General features: G+C 68.4%; 10 protein-coding genes and 4 tRNA genes. 10 read left to right on the top strand and 4 right to left on the bottom strand.

Features of this window, described 5'->3' with window-relative positions:
- The first annotated feature begins 66 nt into the window (after positions 1 to 66).
- From QF037_RS25010 to QF037_RS24975, 8 genes are all read left to right on the top strand, one after another.
- A complete protein-coding gene (locus QF037_RS25010) occupies positions 67 to 1674 on the top strand; it encodes a metallophosphoesterase family protein (protein WP_307028805.1) in 1608 nt (535 codons plus the stop codon).
- 79 nt (positions 1675 to 1753) lie between these two features.
- A tRNA-Glu gene (locus QF037_RS25005) sits at positions 1754 to 1826 on the top strand.
- Positions 1827 to 1864: 38 nt separating this feature from the next.
- Positions 1865 to 1939: transfer RNA gene (locus QF037_RS25000), tRNA-Asp, on the top strand.
- Between the two features lie 24 nt (positions 1940 to 1963).
- Positions 1964 to 2037, top strand: a tRNA-Phe gene (locus tag QF037_RS24995).
- A gap of 69 nt (positions 2038 to 2106) precedes the next feature.
- Positions 2107 to 3873: a hypothetical protein gene (locus QF037_RS24990; RefSeq protein WP_307028803.1), complete on the top strand. Its 1767-nt coding sequence runs from the start codon at positions 2107 to 2109 to the stop codon at positions 3871 to 3873.
- Positions 3816 to 7769: an ATP-dependent RNA helicase HrpA gene (gene hrpA, locus QF037_RS24985; protein ID WP_307028801.1), complete on the top strand. Its 3954-nt coding sequence runs from the start codon at positions 3816 to 3818 to the stop codon at positions 7767 to 7769. The genes QF037_RS24990 and hrpA overlap by 58 nt, the downstream gene beginning before the upstream one ends.
- 94 nt (positions 7770 to 7863) lie before the next feature.
- Positions 7864 to 7938: transfer RNA gene (locus QF037_RS24980), tRNA-Asp, on the top strand.
- 200 nt (positions 7939 to 8138) lie between these two features.
- A complete protein-coding gene (locus QF037_RS24975) occupies positions 8139 to 8336 on the top strand; it encodes a DUF6274 family protein (protein WP_266890421.1) in 198 nt (65 codons plus the stop codon).
- A gap of 482 nt (positions 8337 to 8818) precedes the next feature.
- On the opposite strand, the gene bldC is transcribed toward QF037_RS24975, so the two are convergent.
- Positions 8819 to 9025: a developmental transcriptional regulator BldC gene (bldC, locus tag QF037_RS24970; RefSeq protein ID WP_003949541.1), complete on the bottom strand. Its 207-nt coding sequence runs from the start codon at positions 9023 to 9025 to the stop codon at positions 8819 to 8821.
- A gap of 542 nt (positions 9026 to 9567) precedes the next feature.
- On the bottom strand, positions 9568 to 10410 hold the full coding sequence (locus tag QF037_RS24965) for a hypothetical protein (RefSeq protein ID WP_307028799.1): 843 nt from the start codon (positions 10408 to 10410) through the stop codon (positions 9568 to 9570).
- A 222-nt stretch (positions 10411 to 10632) separates the two neighbouring features.
- Between QF037_RS24965 and QF037_RS24960 the strand changes: the two genes are divergently transcribed.
- Together QF037_RS24960 and QF037_RS24955 are read left to right on the top strand one after the other, a co-directional pair.
- Positions 10633 to 11730: a Leu/Phe/Val dehydrogenase gene (locus QF037_RS24960; protein ID WP_307028797.1), complete on the top strand. Its 1098-nt coding sequence runs from the start codon at positions 10633 to 10635 to the stop codon at positions 11728 to 11730.
- Positions 11731 to 12026: 296 nt separating this feature from the next.
- Complete coding sequence (locus QF037_RS24955; protein ID WP_266890415.1) at positions 12027 to 12281, top strand: DUF3073 domain-containing protein; 255 nt, start codon at positions 12027 to 12029, stop codon at positions 12279 to 12281.
- Between the two features lie 99 nt (positions 12282 to 12380).
- Here QF037_RS24955 and purM read toward each other — a convergent pair whose 3' ends face one another.
- Positions 12381 to 13448, bottom strand: coding sequence for a phosphoribosylformylglycinamidine cyclo-ligase (purM, locus tag QF037_RS24950; RefSeq protein ID WP_307028794.1), 1068 nt, complete (start codon positions 13446 to 13448; stop codon positions 12381 to 12383).
- 57 nt (positions 13449 to 13505) lie between these two features.
- Positions 13506 to 15035, bottom strand: coding sequence for an amidophosphoribosyltransferase (purF, locus tag QF037_RS24945; protein ID WP_307028791.1), 1530 nt, complete (start codon positions 15033 to 15035; stop codon positions 13506 to 13508).
- Positions 15036 to 15069: the final 34 nt, after the last annotated feature.

Raw genomic sequence — 15069 nt, 5'->3', positions numbered from 1 at the left:
GCCCGGCCCCGCCGCCCGCCACAGCGGAGCCGCATAACCGCCCCCGGACTTGGGCATACGGGACCAATGGCTCGCGTCCCCGCCGCAGTCCTGAACGTCCTGGTCCGCCTACGCCGCTCGCCACGCACCCTCGCCCGCCACTACCGCACCCGCCGCCCCCTGCCGACACTGGAACTCGTCCACCAGCCGCACCCGTGGGCCCGGGCCGTCGGGCTGGTGGCCGTCGTGCTGCTCGGGGCATGGCTGGGGCTGCTGATCGTCGGCAATGTCCGCACCCCCGTCGGCCCCATGAACACGACGATGACCCTGCGCCCGTCCTTCACCGGCGGCACGAAGATCAATGTCTCCCCGCTGGGCGCCCTGCAACTGGACAGCCACCACGCCCCCGTCCGCCTGGACGTCAACGTCGACCAGCTCGACCCGGTCCGCTCCCAGGCCCTGGTCGACCACCCCGAACGCCTCTCCGGGCTCCAGGACGAGGTCGCCGAGGACGTCGAGCACGGCACCCTCGACCTGGCCGTACGGTCCTGTGTCGCCGTCGTCGTGGGCGCCACCGCCCTCGGCCTCGCCGTCTACCGCCGCCCCCGCCGCGCCCTCGCCGCCGGCGGCCTCGCCCTCGGCATGCTCGCCGCGTCCGGCGGGACGGCTTACGCCACCTGGAACCCCGACTCCGTCCTGGAGCCGAAGTTCTCCGGACTGCTCTCCTCCGCCCCGTCCCTGGTGGGCAACGCACGCAACATCGTCACCGAATTCGACGTCTATCAGCAGGAGTTGGCGCGACTCGTCACCAACGTGACGAAGCTGTACGACGTCACCTCCACACTCCCCGCCTACCAGCCGGACCCCACCACCATCCGTGTCCTGCACATCTCGGACATCCATCTGAACCCGGCCAGCTGGAAGATCGTCGCCTCCCTGGTGGAGCAGTACCAGGTGAACGTCATCGTCGACTCCGGCGACACCATGGACCACGGCACGGCCGCCGAGAACGGCTTCCTGGACCCCATCGAGGACCTCGGGGCGCCGTACGTGTGGGTGCGGGGCAACCACGACTCCGGCGTCACCCAGCGCTACATGGAGGGCCTGAAGAACGTGCACGTCCTCGACGACGGGCGCGCCCAGAACGTCGCCGGCCTGCGCTTCGCCGGCATCGGCGACCCGCAGTTCACACCCGACCGCAGCGAGGGGCCCGGCGGCGAGGAGACCCAGGAGGCCGCGGGCGCCCGCCTCGCCGCCGCGCTGCGCGACTGGACGACCGCCGGAAAGCCCGTGGACGTCGCCGTCGCGCACGAGCCGTCGGCCGCGCGGGAGGTCGACGGCTCGGTGCCGCTGGTGCTCTCCGGCCATCTGCACCACCAGGAGATGGAGGTCCTGCGCAACGGCACCCGGCTGCGCGTCGAGGGCTCCACCGGCGGCAGCGGGCTGCGTGCGGTGGAGGGGAAGTACCCGGACCCGATCGAGGCCTCGATCCTCTACTTCGACCGCGACTCCCGGCACCTCCAGGCCTGGGACGAGATCAAACTCGGCGGGCTCGGCCTGACGACGGCCGAGGTCAGCCGCCACCTGCCGGAGGAGAACCTGCCGGGCGCGGCTCCCACCCCGAGCGCCACCCCCAGCCCCACCCCGAGCCCCGCCCCGACACCGTCCCCCAGCCCGTCCGACAGCGCTCCCTAAACCGTTTTGGCGATACCTCCCGGCATCCCATATGCTTCTCACGTCCCCGACGCGCTGAGAAGCGCAAGGCGGGCCGATAGCCCTCATCGTCTAGCGGCCTAGGACGCCGCCCTTTCAAGGCGGTAGCACGGGTTCGAATCCCGTTGGGGGCACGCAACACCGTGTGCGACACTGTTCGCACACAAAGCCAGGTCCTGTGGAGCAGTTTGGAGTGCTCGCCACCCTGTCAAGGTGGAGGCCGCGGGTTCAAATCCCGTCAGGACCGCTGAGGTTTCCTCGGAAACCTCGTGGCTGGGTAGCTCAGTTGGTACGAGCGATCGCCTGAAAAGCGATAGGTCGCCGGTTCGACCCCGGCCCCAGCCACTCAGTACGTCAACCCCCTCCGGGCGACCGGAGGGGGTTTTCGTCGCTCACAGAGAGCCTGGGGGGTTCTTGAGACGCATGGTCCGAGGCCTGGTGACGGCCGGTGCCGTCCTGGTCTCCACACTCGCGATACCCGGCACGGCCCACGCCGCGGGGCCGACCGTCATGACGGCGTACAGCGACCAGGCCGACTGGTCGGTCATCGACGTACGCCTCAACTACAGCGGGACGATCGACAGGATCACCGCGTCGCTGCGCCCCGTCGGCAGCAGCGAGACCGACACACCGGTCGCCACGGTCACCGAATTCACGCAGACGTACTACACGAGCTCGTGGGAAGGCATCTGGTCCTCCCCGCCCGTCCACCTCGACACGCTCGGCAAGTACACGATCGACATCGAGGCCACGAACACCGCGGGCGAGACGACCCTCCAGCGGAACGCGGGCACGCTGCGGTACGAGAAGCAGCCTGTCATCAGCGGTTTCACCGTCACACCGACCGATCCGGACATCGAGCACCGGACGGTCACCGCCACCGGCGACCTGGTCCTGCGCGACCCCGCCACCCGTGAGACGGTGCCGCTGCCCGGGGCCCCCGTGGACCTCACGTTCGACGAGAACGAGGACTCGACCGTCGTCACGGACGAGGCCGGCCACTTCTCCGCCTCCGACGAGACGACGTCGGGCGGCTGGACCTTCGCCCAGTACAACGGTGACCTGGGCTTCGCCACCGTCCCCTGGGTCGACGTCAGACCGCAGGCCGCGCCCACCCGGTTCGTCCTCGACAAGAGCAGCTTCCACGTCACGGCGGGCGACCGGATCGACGTCACCGGCACCCTCCAGTACCAGTACGGCTCGGAGTGGAAGCCGCTGTCCGGCATCCCGCTGGAGATGGACTACAAGGACTGCACCACGTGCAGCCCCACCGAGGCGACCACCGACGCCGACGGCCGCTTCTCCTTCACGAAGTCCCCGTACGGCAGCAAGAGCGTCTACGAGGTCGCCTTCCGGTCCTACCCGTACAACCCCTTCGTCCAGCGCACCACGACCGCCGAGGTCACCGCCACGGTCACGGCCACGACGAAGTTCACGGAGTTCACGGCCGCGCAGGACAAGTACGCGCAGCTCGACATCACCGGCAGCCTCGATCTGATCGGGCGCGACACCAACGACCGGATCAGCGTCGACATCCAGTACTCGGCCGACGGCAGCACCGGCTGGAGCACCAAGAAGACGGTGAAGACGAGCTTCGGCTCGCAGTTCGTCGTCGAGAACCTGCCGGGCTACACGGACGGCTACTGGCGGCTGCGCTACGCCGGGTCCAGCACCAAGGACATCAAGGGCACCGTCAGCAAGAGCCTGCGCAAGAACCGTGCCCTGACCCGGATCAAGGACGCCAACGCCTCCCCCCGAGCCCGTCACCAAGGGCCGGACGATCACCGTGAAGGGCGTGCTCCAGGAGCGCAAGCCCGGCACGTCGACCTGGAAGGCGTACGGCGACAAGAAGGTCCAGATCCTCTTCCGGCCCAAGGGCAAGAGCACCTGGTACCTGATGGCCACCGTCACCACCAAGACGAGCGGATCCTTCAGCAAGGGCTTCAAGGCCCAGCAGGACGGCACCTGGGTGCCCGTCTTCCTGTACCCCGACAGCAAGCACTTCGTGGGCAGCGGCACGGAGGACTACGTCGACGTGCGGTGACGCGAACGGGGAGTGCGAGAGGGGGCGGGCCCAAAAGGGTTCGCCCCTTCTTTGCGCGGGATGAGATCCTGGATCGCGTATGTCTACGCATCCCGCCCCCGGTGCCCCGGCCCTCGGCACAATCGCCCCTCGCCTGACCGAGCTCTCCCTGCGCGACGCGCAGCGACTCGGGCGCAGGCTCGAAGGCGCGCGCAAGATCCGCAAGCCCGAAGCACGGGCCGCCGTGCTCGCCGAGATCGAGGGCGAGGTCGCCAGTGCCGAGGAGCGGATGGCCAAGCGGCGCGGACGTGTGCCCGCCGTCAGCTATCCCGAGCAGCTGCCCGTCAGCCAGAAGAAGGCCGAGATCGCGGACGCCATCCGGGATCACCAGGTCGTGATCGTCGCGGGTGAGACCGGGTCGGGCAAGACGACCCAGATCCCGAAGATCTGTCTGGAGCTGGGCCGTGGCGTCCGCGGCATGATCGGGCACACCCAGCCCCGTCGTATCGCCGCCCGCACCGTGGCCGAGCGGGTCGCCGAGGAGCTGGACACCCCGCTCGGTGAGGCCGTCGGCTGGAAGGTGCGGTTCACCGACCAGGTGAACCCGGGCGGCACCTTCATCAAGCTGATGACGGACGGCATCCTGCTCGCCGAGATCCAGACCGACCGTGAGCTGCGCGCCTACGACACGATCATCATCGACGAGGCCCACGAGCGGTCCCTCAACATCGACTTCCTGCTGGGCTACCTCGCCCAGCTGCTGCCGAAGCGGCCCGACCTCAAGGTCGTCATCACCTCGGCGACCATCGATCCCGAGCGGTTCTCCCGGCACTTCGGTGAGGCGCCGATCGTCGAGGTCAGCGGCCGGACCTATCCCGTCGAGGTCCGCTACCGCCCGCTCCTCGAAGAGGACTCCGACGACTCCGACCGCGACCAGATCACCGCGATCTGCGATGCCGTCGAGGAGCTCCAGTCCGAGGGCAAGGGCGACATCCTGGTCTTCCTCTCCGGTGAGCGGGAGATCCGGGACACCGCGGACGCGCTCAACAAGAAGAACTACCGGTTCACCGAGGTCCTTCCCCTGTATGCCCGGCTCTCGCACGCCGAGCAGCATCGCGTGTTCCAGCAGCACACCGGGCGCAGGATCGTTCTGGCTACGAACGTCGCCGAGACCTCGCTGACCGTCCCGGGCATCAAGTACGTCATCGACCCCGGCTTCGCCCGGATCAGCCGCTACAGCCACCGCACCAAGGTTCAGCGGCTCCCCATCGAGGCGATCTCGCAGGCCAGCGCCAACCAGCGCAAAGGCCGCTGCGGCCGTACGTCCGACGGCATCTGTATCCGGCTCTACACCGAAGAGGACTTCGAGGCCCGCCCCGAGTTCACGGACGCGGAGATCCTCCGTACCAACCTGGCCTCCGTCATCCTCCAGATGACCGCGGCCGGCCTCGGCGACATCGAGAAGTTCCCCTTCATCGACCCGCCGGACCACCGCAACATCCGCGACGGCGTGCAGCTGCTGCAGGAGCTCAACGCCCTTGACCCGGCGCAGAAGGACGCGCGCAAGCGGCTCACCGAGACCGGCCGCAAGCTCGCCCAGCTGCCCGTCGACCCGCGCCTGGCCCGTATGGTCCTGGAGGCCGACAAGAACGGCTGTGTCCGCGAGGTCATGGTCATAGCCGCCGCCCTGTCCATCCAGGACCCGCGCGAGCGCCCCGCCGACAAACAGGCCCAGGCCGACCAGCAGCACGCCCGCTTCAAGGACGAGACCAGCGACTTCCTCGCCTATCTCAACCTGTGGCGGTACGTGCGCGAGCAGCAGAAGGAGCGCGGCTCCTCGTCCTTCCGCCGGATGTGCAAGCAGGAGTATCTGAACTTCCTGCGCATCCGAGAGTGGCAGGACATCTACACCCAGCTGCGCACGGTCGCCAAGCAGATGGGCATCCATCTCAACGAGGACGACGCGCCCGACCAGAGCGTCCACGTCTCCCTCCTCGCCGGTCTGCTCTCGCACGTCGGTATGAAGGACGTGAAGGACGGCAACAAGAACGAGTACCTGGGCGCCCGCAGCGCCAAGTTCGCGATCTTCCCCGGCTCGGCGCTCTTCAAGAAGCAGCCGCGGTTCGTGATGTCGGCCGAACTGGTCGAGACGTCGCGTCTCTGGGCCCGCGTCAACGCGAAGATCGAGCCGGAGTGGGTCGAGCCGCTCGCCGAGCACCTCCTGAAGCGGACGTACTCCGAACCGCACTGGGAGAAGGACCAGGCGGCCGTGATGGCGTACGAGAAGGTCACGCTCTACGGCGTCCCGATCGTCGCCCAGCGGAAGGTGAACTACGGCCGGATCGACCCGGAGACGTCCCGCGAGCTTTTCATTCGCAACGCGCTCGTCGAGGGCGACTGGCGCACCCACCACAAGTTCTTCGCCGACAACCGCAAACTCCTCAGCGAGGTCGAGGAGTTGGAGCACCGGGCGCGGCGCCGGGACATCGTGGTCGACGACGAGACGCTCTTCGACTTCTACGAGCAGCGGGTGCCCGAACACGTCGTCTCCGGTGCCCACTTCGACTCCTGGTGGAAGCACAAGCGGCATGAGCAGCCGGACTTCCTGGACTTCGAGCGGGAGATGCTCATCCGGGAGTCGGCGGAGGCGGTCACCAAGGACGACTATCCGGACTCGTGGCGGCAGGGGCCGCTCAAGTTCCGTGTGACGTACCAGTTCGAGCCGGGTGCGGACGCGGACGGTGTGACGGTCCACATCCCGCTCCAGGTGCTCAACCAGGTCACGGACGAGGGCTTCGACTGGCAGATCCCGGGGCTGCGGGAAGAGGTGGTGACGGAGCTGATCCGTTCCCTGCCCAAGCCGATCCGCCGCAACTATGTACCGGCGCCGAACTTCGCGCAGCGCTTCCTGGCCACGGCGGTCCCCCTTCAGGAGCCGCTGACCCTCACCATGGCCCGTGAGCTCAAGCGGATGGTCGGGGTGCCCTTCGACGCCGAGGACTTCGACTGGTCGAAGGTCCCGGACCACCTGCGCATCACCTTCCGGATCGTCGACGAGCGGCGCCGCAATCTCGCCGAGGACAAGGACCTGGAGGCGCTGAAGCTCCGGCTGAAGCCGAAGGCGCGCCAGGCCCTCTCGCAGGCGGCCGCGGCGACGGCGGAACGCCAGGGCGGCGAGTCCCTCGAGCGCAAGGGCCTGACCGACTGGACCATCGGCTCCCTCACCCGCGTCTTCGAGACGCGCCGCGCCGGCCAGCCGGTGAAGGCGTACCCGGCGCTGGTGGACGACGGCGACACGGTCTCCGTACGCCTCTTCGACACGGAGGCGGAGCAGGCGGAGGCGATGTGGAAGGGCACGCGGCGGCTGATCCTGCGCAACATCCCGGTGAACCCGGCGAAGTTCGCGTCGGACAAGCTGACGAACCCGCAGAAGCTGGCGCTCTCGGCGAACCCGCACGGCTCCATCCAGGGCCTGTTCGACGACTGCGCGATGGCGGCGGCGGACCGGCTGATCGCCGACTTCGGGGGGCCGGCGTGGGACGAGGAGTCGTACCGGAAGCTCTACGACAAGGTGCGTGCCGAGATCGTCGACACGACGGTCCGTACGGTCGGCCAGGTGCAGCAGGTCCTTGCCGCCTGGCAGGCCTGTGAGCGCCGTCTCAAGGCCGTACGCAGCCCCGCGCTGCTGGCGAACCTCCAGGACGTACGCAAGCAGCTGGACGCCCTCGTGAGGCCGGGCTTCGTGACGGAGACGGGTCTGCGTCGGCTGGCGGACCTGATGCGCTACCTGGTCGCGGCGGACCGGCGCCTCCAGCAGATGCCGACGAACGTCCAGCGGGACACCACGCGCATGGAGAAGGTCCACGAGATGCAGGACGAGTACGCCTGGCTCCTGGAGCAGATGCCCCAGGGCCGCCCGGTCCCCTCCTCCGTGCTGGACATCCGCTGGATGATCGAGGAGCTCCGGGTCAGCTATTTCGCCCACGCGCTGGGCACGGCGTACCCCGTCTCGGACAAGCGGATCGTGAAGGCGATCGACGCCGCCGCCCCGTAACCAACCCCGCACACTGGGTGAGTTCGCGCACGGGGCTCACCCTCCTGTACAGTCCTTCTCGCAGCGCAACGCAGCAATAAGCGCCGCGAAACCTGGTCCTGTGGAGCAGCTTGGAGTGCTCGCCACCCTGTCAAGGTGGAGGCCGCGGGTTCAAATCCCGTCAGGACCGCAGTGAAGCAAGAAGGCCCGCACCCGTCAAAAGGTGCGGGCCTTCTTCGTCATCCCGTCAGCACCGCAACAGAGAGCCCGGATCTTCGGATCCGGGCTCTTTCGCGCTCCCTGCCGCCTATGCCGTCTTGACGGCGTCACATTCGCTCGGTACTCCAGAAACCAGGGCCTGTTCCCCTGTGTGACCCCTGGAGGTGGCGTATGGCGGCTTCGGCCAGGCACGAGACGCGGGCGTTGCTCCGTGCGCATCTGTCGTCGGCCGCTACCTCCTATCGCCGCCATCTGACGCGGCACTGCCCGATCTGCCATCAGCTGCTGCGGCTCGCCATGGACTCCGCCCCGCGGGCCGACGAGGCCGGTGGAGAGGTCGCCGAGGACGAAAGCCCCTCGCCCGCGTGACCACCGGCGGCCCCAACGGCCGTACGGACGCGGGACGGTGGAACGCGAGCCTCCTCTAGCGCACATGCGCCAGGGGCAACAAGGACCCTGGCATGTGACGGGTGTCACCGCATGAGTTTCTGAAATCGCGGTACTTACACCTCACCTACAACTGGTCAATTTAATATGTGCAATTGCACCAGCCCGCAGGGCCGACCAGTCGGTACGTCGGCAGCCGTCCACAGGAGATCCGACACCCCTCCCCAGACTCCGACAAGCCCGCTCACAGCGCCGCGCGCCGGCCCACATCCCGCACGTGAAACGCACAAAAAAATCGCGCTGGACTCGGCGGAGTCCAGCGCGATCGACGACGCACCCTGTGACGTTCTGGGATGAGCTTGGGCGTGGGTTCTGTTGGGGCAGTACCCGCGTCGCTTGGAGCTTGGTCTACGGACGCCTCGGCACGTTGGGGGACCTGCCGGTTTGTCCGTTATTCAGTTGGTTCAGGCCTCGCTGCGCTGCTGGGGGATGCCCGCGAGCAGTGCGCGGACCTCCGCCTCGCGGTAGCGGCGGTGCCCGCCGAGCGTACGGATGGACGTGAGCTTCCCAGCCTTCGCCCACCGCGTGACCGTCTTCGGGTCCACGCGGAACATGGTGGCGACCTCAGCCGGGGTCAGCAGCGGCTCGGCATCAGGGGTGCGAGCGGTCATGAGCGGCCTCCTCGGGAGAACCGAACCTTCTCGGTTCATTCCTCTAAATTCTGCACCTTGACCCGCGTTGCCCGAAATGGCGTGTGCGGGTCGAGTCGGTTATAGGACGAACGGCTTGTCCTCGGCACTACAACTACACCATCTGTCCAGCCGCGTCGGCCAAACCGATGGAATTGCCCCCCAGGTGTTCATCGGCGACAGAGGCCGATGGACCATGCCATAGCGGACAGTCACGCCACTGTGACGATCAGTCACAGAGCGATCAGGAGTCACCAGACCCCCCAAAGCGGAACCTCCCCCGGGCCCCTTGTCCTATTTTGGCATGAGGAGGGGGAAGAGATGCAAGAGCCGGGTACGTGCGGTCCGTCACGCTTGACACACAGTGAGGCGTACGCCCGGATCGGGACCTACGTCCCTTGTTGGCGGAGCATCAGGGGAAACTTGGTGACACCTTGACCGAGGACGAAACCCCAAAACGGGCGTCAGGTCAAACGCCAGTTCGTGACCAAAGTGACCCAGGGCACACTCAGTTCACGGAACACCTAGTTCGCGGACCGCCGGTCCCGCACCGACCGCCACCGCTCCACGAGCCGTGCGTACGCCTCTCCCGCGGCCGCCCCGTCGCCGAGCCGCAAGGCCTCGATCCCGGCGGCCACGTCGGCCGCCGAGTGGTCGTCCTCGAGCTCGCCGGTCGGCAGGGTGTGCACCAGACCGCCGTAGTCCAGCTCGACGTGCGAGCGCGGGTGGAACTCCTCCAGCCAGCGCCCCACGTCCACCAGACCGTCGGTGAGCGGCCCCTCGTCGACGGTGTCCTTCAGGGTCCGCAGGGCCCGCGCCACCCGTCGCCGGGCCTGCACCATCGGCGTCCGGTAGCGCAGCGTCGGCGGGATCTCGCCCGAGCCCTTGTCGAAGGACCGTTCCTCGTCGGCCACCAGCACGAACCAGTGCAGCGGCACCTGCCAGGTCGAGGTGCGGATCCAGGGCCGGGCGTCGGGGTTGCGGACCAGCCAGCGCTCGTAGTCCTGGGCCGCCTGGTGCCGTACGACCTCCGGCAGCACCGCGTCCAGGACCGGCTTCGGCAGCTCCTCGGGCAGCTCCTGGAGCGCCAGCCAGCCGCGCAGCCGGGTCCGCCAGGGACAGACGCAGACCACCCCGTCCACGTCCAGCACGAACGCGTCGGCGCTCTCGTGCACCGGCACCGCGATCGGCGGGGTGGGCAGCAAGTCGGCCAGGGAGCGGCGCAGTTCGTCCTGGTACGAGGGGCGGTCGGGGCGGCGGGCGTAGCGCGTCCAGTGGCCGCGTTCCCGCTCCGGGAAGGCCGCCAGCGGCTCGTACACGCGCAGATAGGTCGCGTACGGGACGACCACCGAGGACACCTTGGGCACGCCTGCTCCCTCCCCCGCCCACTGCCAGGAAAACCTGCGGAACCCGCCCACAAACGAGCGGGAAATCTATGCAAATCGTCCCACGGGCGTACTCCGCCGGCAGGTGATCCTGAGCACGGCGCCGTAGGCAGCGGCACCCAGGCTCTAATCTCATGCTCACAGCGCCCGCCACCCTTACGGGAGCTGGTCCCAACCGCCGCTCTTTACCCAGGAGTCACCACAGTGACCGACGTATCAGCCGGCGTCCTGCACACCCTGTTCCACTCGGACCAGGGCGGTCATGAGCAAGTCGTGCTCTGCCAGGACCGTGCCAGCGGCCTCAAGGCCGTCATCGCCATCCACTCCACCGCGCTGGGCCCCGCGCTCGGCGGCACGCGCTTCTACCCGTACGCGACCGAGGAGGAGGCCGTCGCCGACGCCCTGAACCTCGCGCGCGGGATGTCGTACAAGAACGCCATGGCCGGGCTGGACCACGGCGGTGGCAAAGCCGTGATCATCGGCGACCCGGACACCGTCAAGACCGAGGAGCTGCTGCTCGCCTACGGCCGGTTCGTGGCCTCGCTCGGTGGGCGCTACGTCACCGCCTGCGACGTCGGTACGTATGTGGCCGACATGGACGTCGTGGCGCGCGAGTGCCGCTGGACGACCGGGCGTTCCCCCGAGAACGGCGGCGCCGGCGACTCCTCCGTGCTGACGTCGTTCGGCGTCTACCAGGGCATGCGCGCCTCCGCCCAGCACCTGTGGGGCAGCCCCTCGCTGGCCGGGCGGAAGATCGGCATCGCGGGTGTCGGGAAGGTCGGCCACCACCTGGTGGAGCACCTGCGGGCGGAGGGCGCCGAGGTCGTCGTCACGGACGTCCGCGAGGAGGCCGTGGGGCGGATCCTCGCCGCGCATCCGACAGGTGTGACGGCCGTCGCCGACACCGCGACCCTGATCCGCGCCGAGGGCCTCGACATCTACGCCCCCTGCGCGCTCGGCGGCGCCCTCAACGACGACACCGTCCCGGCGCTGACCGCCAAGGTGGTCTGCGGCGCCGCCAACAACCAGCTCGCCCACCCCGGCGTGGAAAAGGACCTCGCCGACCGCGGGATCCTCTACGCGCCGGACTACGTGGTGAACGCCGGCGGGGTCATCCAGGTCGCCGACGAACTGCACGGCTTCGACTTCGAGCGGTGCAAGGCGAAGGCCGCGAGGATCTACGACACCACACTCGCCATATTCGCACGTGCGAAGAGTGACGGAATCCCGCCGGCCGCCGCGGCCGACCGGATCGCCGAGCAGCGGATGCACGAGGCGGCGGCGGCCCGCAGGGCGCGCTGATCCGGCGTCCGCGGCCCTCTGGCCGGTACCCGCCGACGGGCACTTAGAGAGAACTCTCACGTTCGTCGGCGGGTCGGCCGCCAAGAAGTGGTTAAAATCGCGGTTGACCAGCAGGGAAAGGGCACTCTGAGGGTCGAGGGTCCCGGCACGTACTGCGGGCGACGTACCGTACGGGCGTGGGCTCAGGTACCGTGGAAGCCCTACGGACCGGTCTCTCTGCGGAGAGCCCGTTCCAGATCATGAACGCGTGTCAAGACTCTGGGGCCACCGAGCCCCGTATCCGAGGGGGTCGAGCCATGGGGCGCGGCCGGGCAAAGGCCAAGCAGACGAAGGTCGCCCGCCAGCTGAAGTACAGCAGCGGCGGGACTGACCTCTCGCGTCTGGCCAATGAGCTGGGCGCTTCGACTTCGAACCAACCGCCGAATGGCGAACCGTTCGAGGACGACGAGGACGAAGACGACCCGTACTCCCAGTACGCGGATCTCTATAACGACGACGATGAGGACGAGGACGACGAGTCCGGTCCCACGTCTCAACGCCGCGGCGCTTGACGCTCCAGCTGCGCTTCACCCGGTCCGATGTGGTCCACACCACCGGACCGGGTTTTGCGCTGCCGTCAGGATCTCCGCGGCGTCATGCTCTCGGGTGCTCTAGATCGAATAAGTACTGACCAGCTCGGCGCCCATGGTGTGGTCGCCGCGGTCCGTGATCTCGCCGGCCACCCACGCCTCGACCCCACGGTCGGCCAGGGTCCTCAGCGCCACGTCGGCCGACTCCTCGGGGACGATGGCGATCATGCCGACGCCCATGTTGAGGGTCTTCTCCAGCTCCAGGCGCTCGACCTGACCCGTCCTGCCGACGAGGTCGAAGATCGGGGCCGGGGTCCAGGTGGAGCGGTCGACGATCGCGTGCAGCCCGTCCGGGATCACGCGGGCCAGGTTGGCCGCGAGACCGCCTCCCGTGACGTGGCTGTACGCGTGCACGTCGGTGGTGCGGGTGAGCGCCAGGCAGTCCAGTGAGTAGATCTTGGTGGGCTCCAGGAGTTCCTCGCCGAGGGTGCGGCCGAGCTCCTCGATCCGGGCGCCCAGGGACAGGCCCGCCTCGTTCAGCAGGACGTGGCGGACGAGCGAGTACCCGTTCGAGTGAAGACCGGACGACGCCATGGCGATGACCGCGTCACCCGTACGGATACGATCCGGGCCCAGCAGCCGGTCGGCCTCCACGACGCCCGTACCGGCGCCGGCGACGTCGAAGTCGTCCGGACCCAGCAGACCGGGGTGCTCGGCCGTCTCGCCGCCCACCAGGGCGCAGCCGGCGAGGACACAGCCCTCGGCGATGCCCTTGACGATCGCGGCTACCCGCTCGGGGTGGACCTTGCCGACGCAGATGTAGTCGGTCATGAACAGCGGCTCGGCACCGCACACCACGATGTCGTCCATGACCATCGCGACCAGGTCATGGCCGATCGTGTCGTAGACGCCCAGCTGGCGCGCGATGTCGACCTTTGTGCCGACGCCGTCGGTCGCGGAGGCGAGGAGGGGCCGCTCGTAGTTCTTGAGGGCGGAGGCGTCGAAGAGGCCGGCGAAACCGCCGAGGCCGCCGAGGACCTCGGGGCGCTGGGTCTTCTTCACCCACTCCTTCATGAGTTCTACGGCGCGGTCTCCCGCTTCGATGTCGACGCCCGCGGCTGCGTAGCTGGCACCAGTTGTCTCAGACATGACGGTGAGAACTTTCGTGTCGTACTGCAGACGTATTCAAAAAAGGCACGGCACGGGCTACGGGCGACGGATCGCGTCGGCCGCCGCCGTGGCCGCCGGGCCGGCGGCCAGTTCGGTCTCCAGGAGCTGCTTGCCGAGCAGCTCCGGGTCCGGGAGCTCCATCGGGTACTCGCCGTCGAAGCAGGCGCGGCAGAGGTTCGGCTTGGCGATGGTGGTCGCCTCGATCATGCCGTCGAGGGAGATGTACGCCAGGGAGTCGGCGCCCAGCGAGACGCCGATCTCGTCGATGGTCATGCCGTTGGCGATGAGCTCGGCACGGGTCGCGAAATCTATGCCGAAGAAGCAGGGCCACTTCACGGGCGGGGAGGAGATCCGGATGTGGACCTCGGCCGCCCCGGCCTCGCGGAGCATCCGCACCAGCGCCCGCTGGGTGTTGCCGCGCACGATCGAGTCGTCGACGACGACCAGGCGCTTGCCCTTGATGACTTCCTTCAGCGGGTTCAGCTTCAGACGGATGCCGAGCTGCCGGATCGTCTGCGAGGGCTGGATGAACGTACGACCGACGTACGCGTTCTTCACCAGACCCGCGCCGAACGGGATTCCGCTCGCCTCCGCGTAACCGATCGCCGCCGGGGTGCCGGACTCCGGGGTCGCTATGACCAGATCGGCCTCGACCGGGGCTTCCTTCGCCAGCTTGCGGCCCATCTCCACACGGGAGAGGTAGACGTTGCGGCCGGCGATGTCGGTGTCGGGGCGGGCCAGGTACACGTACTCGAAGACACAGCCCTTGGGCTTTGCTTCCGCGAAGCGGGAGCTGCGCAGACCGTTCTCGTCGATGGCGATGAACTCGCCCGGCTCGATCTCACGGACGAAGCTCGCGCCGCAGATGTCGAGGGCGGCGCCCTCGGAGGCGACGACCCAGCCGCGCTCCAGACGGCCGAGCACCAGCGGGCGGATGCCCTGCGGGTCGCGGGCGGCGTAGAGGGTGTGCTCGTTCATGAAGACGAGGGAGAACGCGCCGCGGACCTGGGGGAGGACCTTCGGGGAGGCTTCCTCGATGGTCAGCGGCTTGCCGTCGTCGTCGACCTGGGCCGCGAGGAGCGCGGTGAGCAGGTCGGTGTCGTTGGTGGCGGCCACCCGCGTCGAGCGGCCGTTGGTGTCCTTGGGGAGGTCGGCGACCATCTCGGCGAGCTGCGCCGTGTTGACCAGGTTGCCGTTGTGGCCGAGCGCGATCGAGCCGTGCGCGGTGGCACGGAACGTCGGCTGGGCGTTCTCCCAGACAGAGGCGCCGGTGGTCGAGTAGCGGGCGTGACCGACCGCGATATGACCCTGGAGCGAACCGAGAGAAGTCTCGTCGAAGACCTGGGAAACGAGCCCCATGTCCTTGAAGACGAGGATCTGGGAGCCATTGCTGACCGCGATACCCGCGGATTCCTGGCCCCGATGCTGGAGGGCGTAGAGCCCGAAGTAAGTGAGCTTGGCGACCTCTTCACCCGGAGCCCAGACCCCGAAGACGCCGCAAGCGTCCTGGGGGCCTTTCTCGCCGGGGAGCAGATCATGATTGAGTCGACCGTCACCACGTGGCACGTTCTCGAGTGTAGGCGAGGTCGACCACTGGTCC

The sequence above is a fragment of the Streptomyces canus genome (assembly GCF_030815415.1).
Taxonomy (GTDB): domain Bacteria; phylum Actinomycetota; class Actinomycetes; order Streptomycetales; family Streptomycetaceae; genus Streptomyces; species Streptomyces canus_F.
This window is presented reverse-complemented; position numbering and strand designations above follow the sequence as displayed.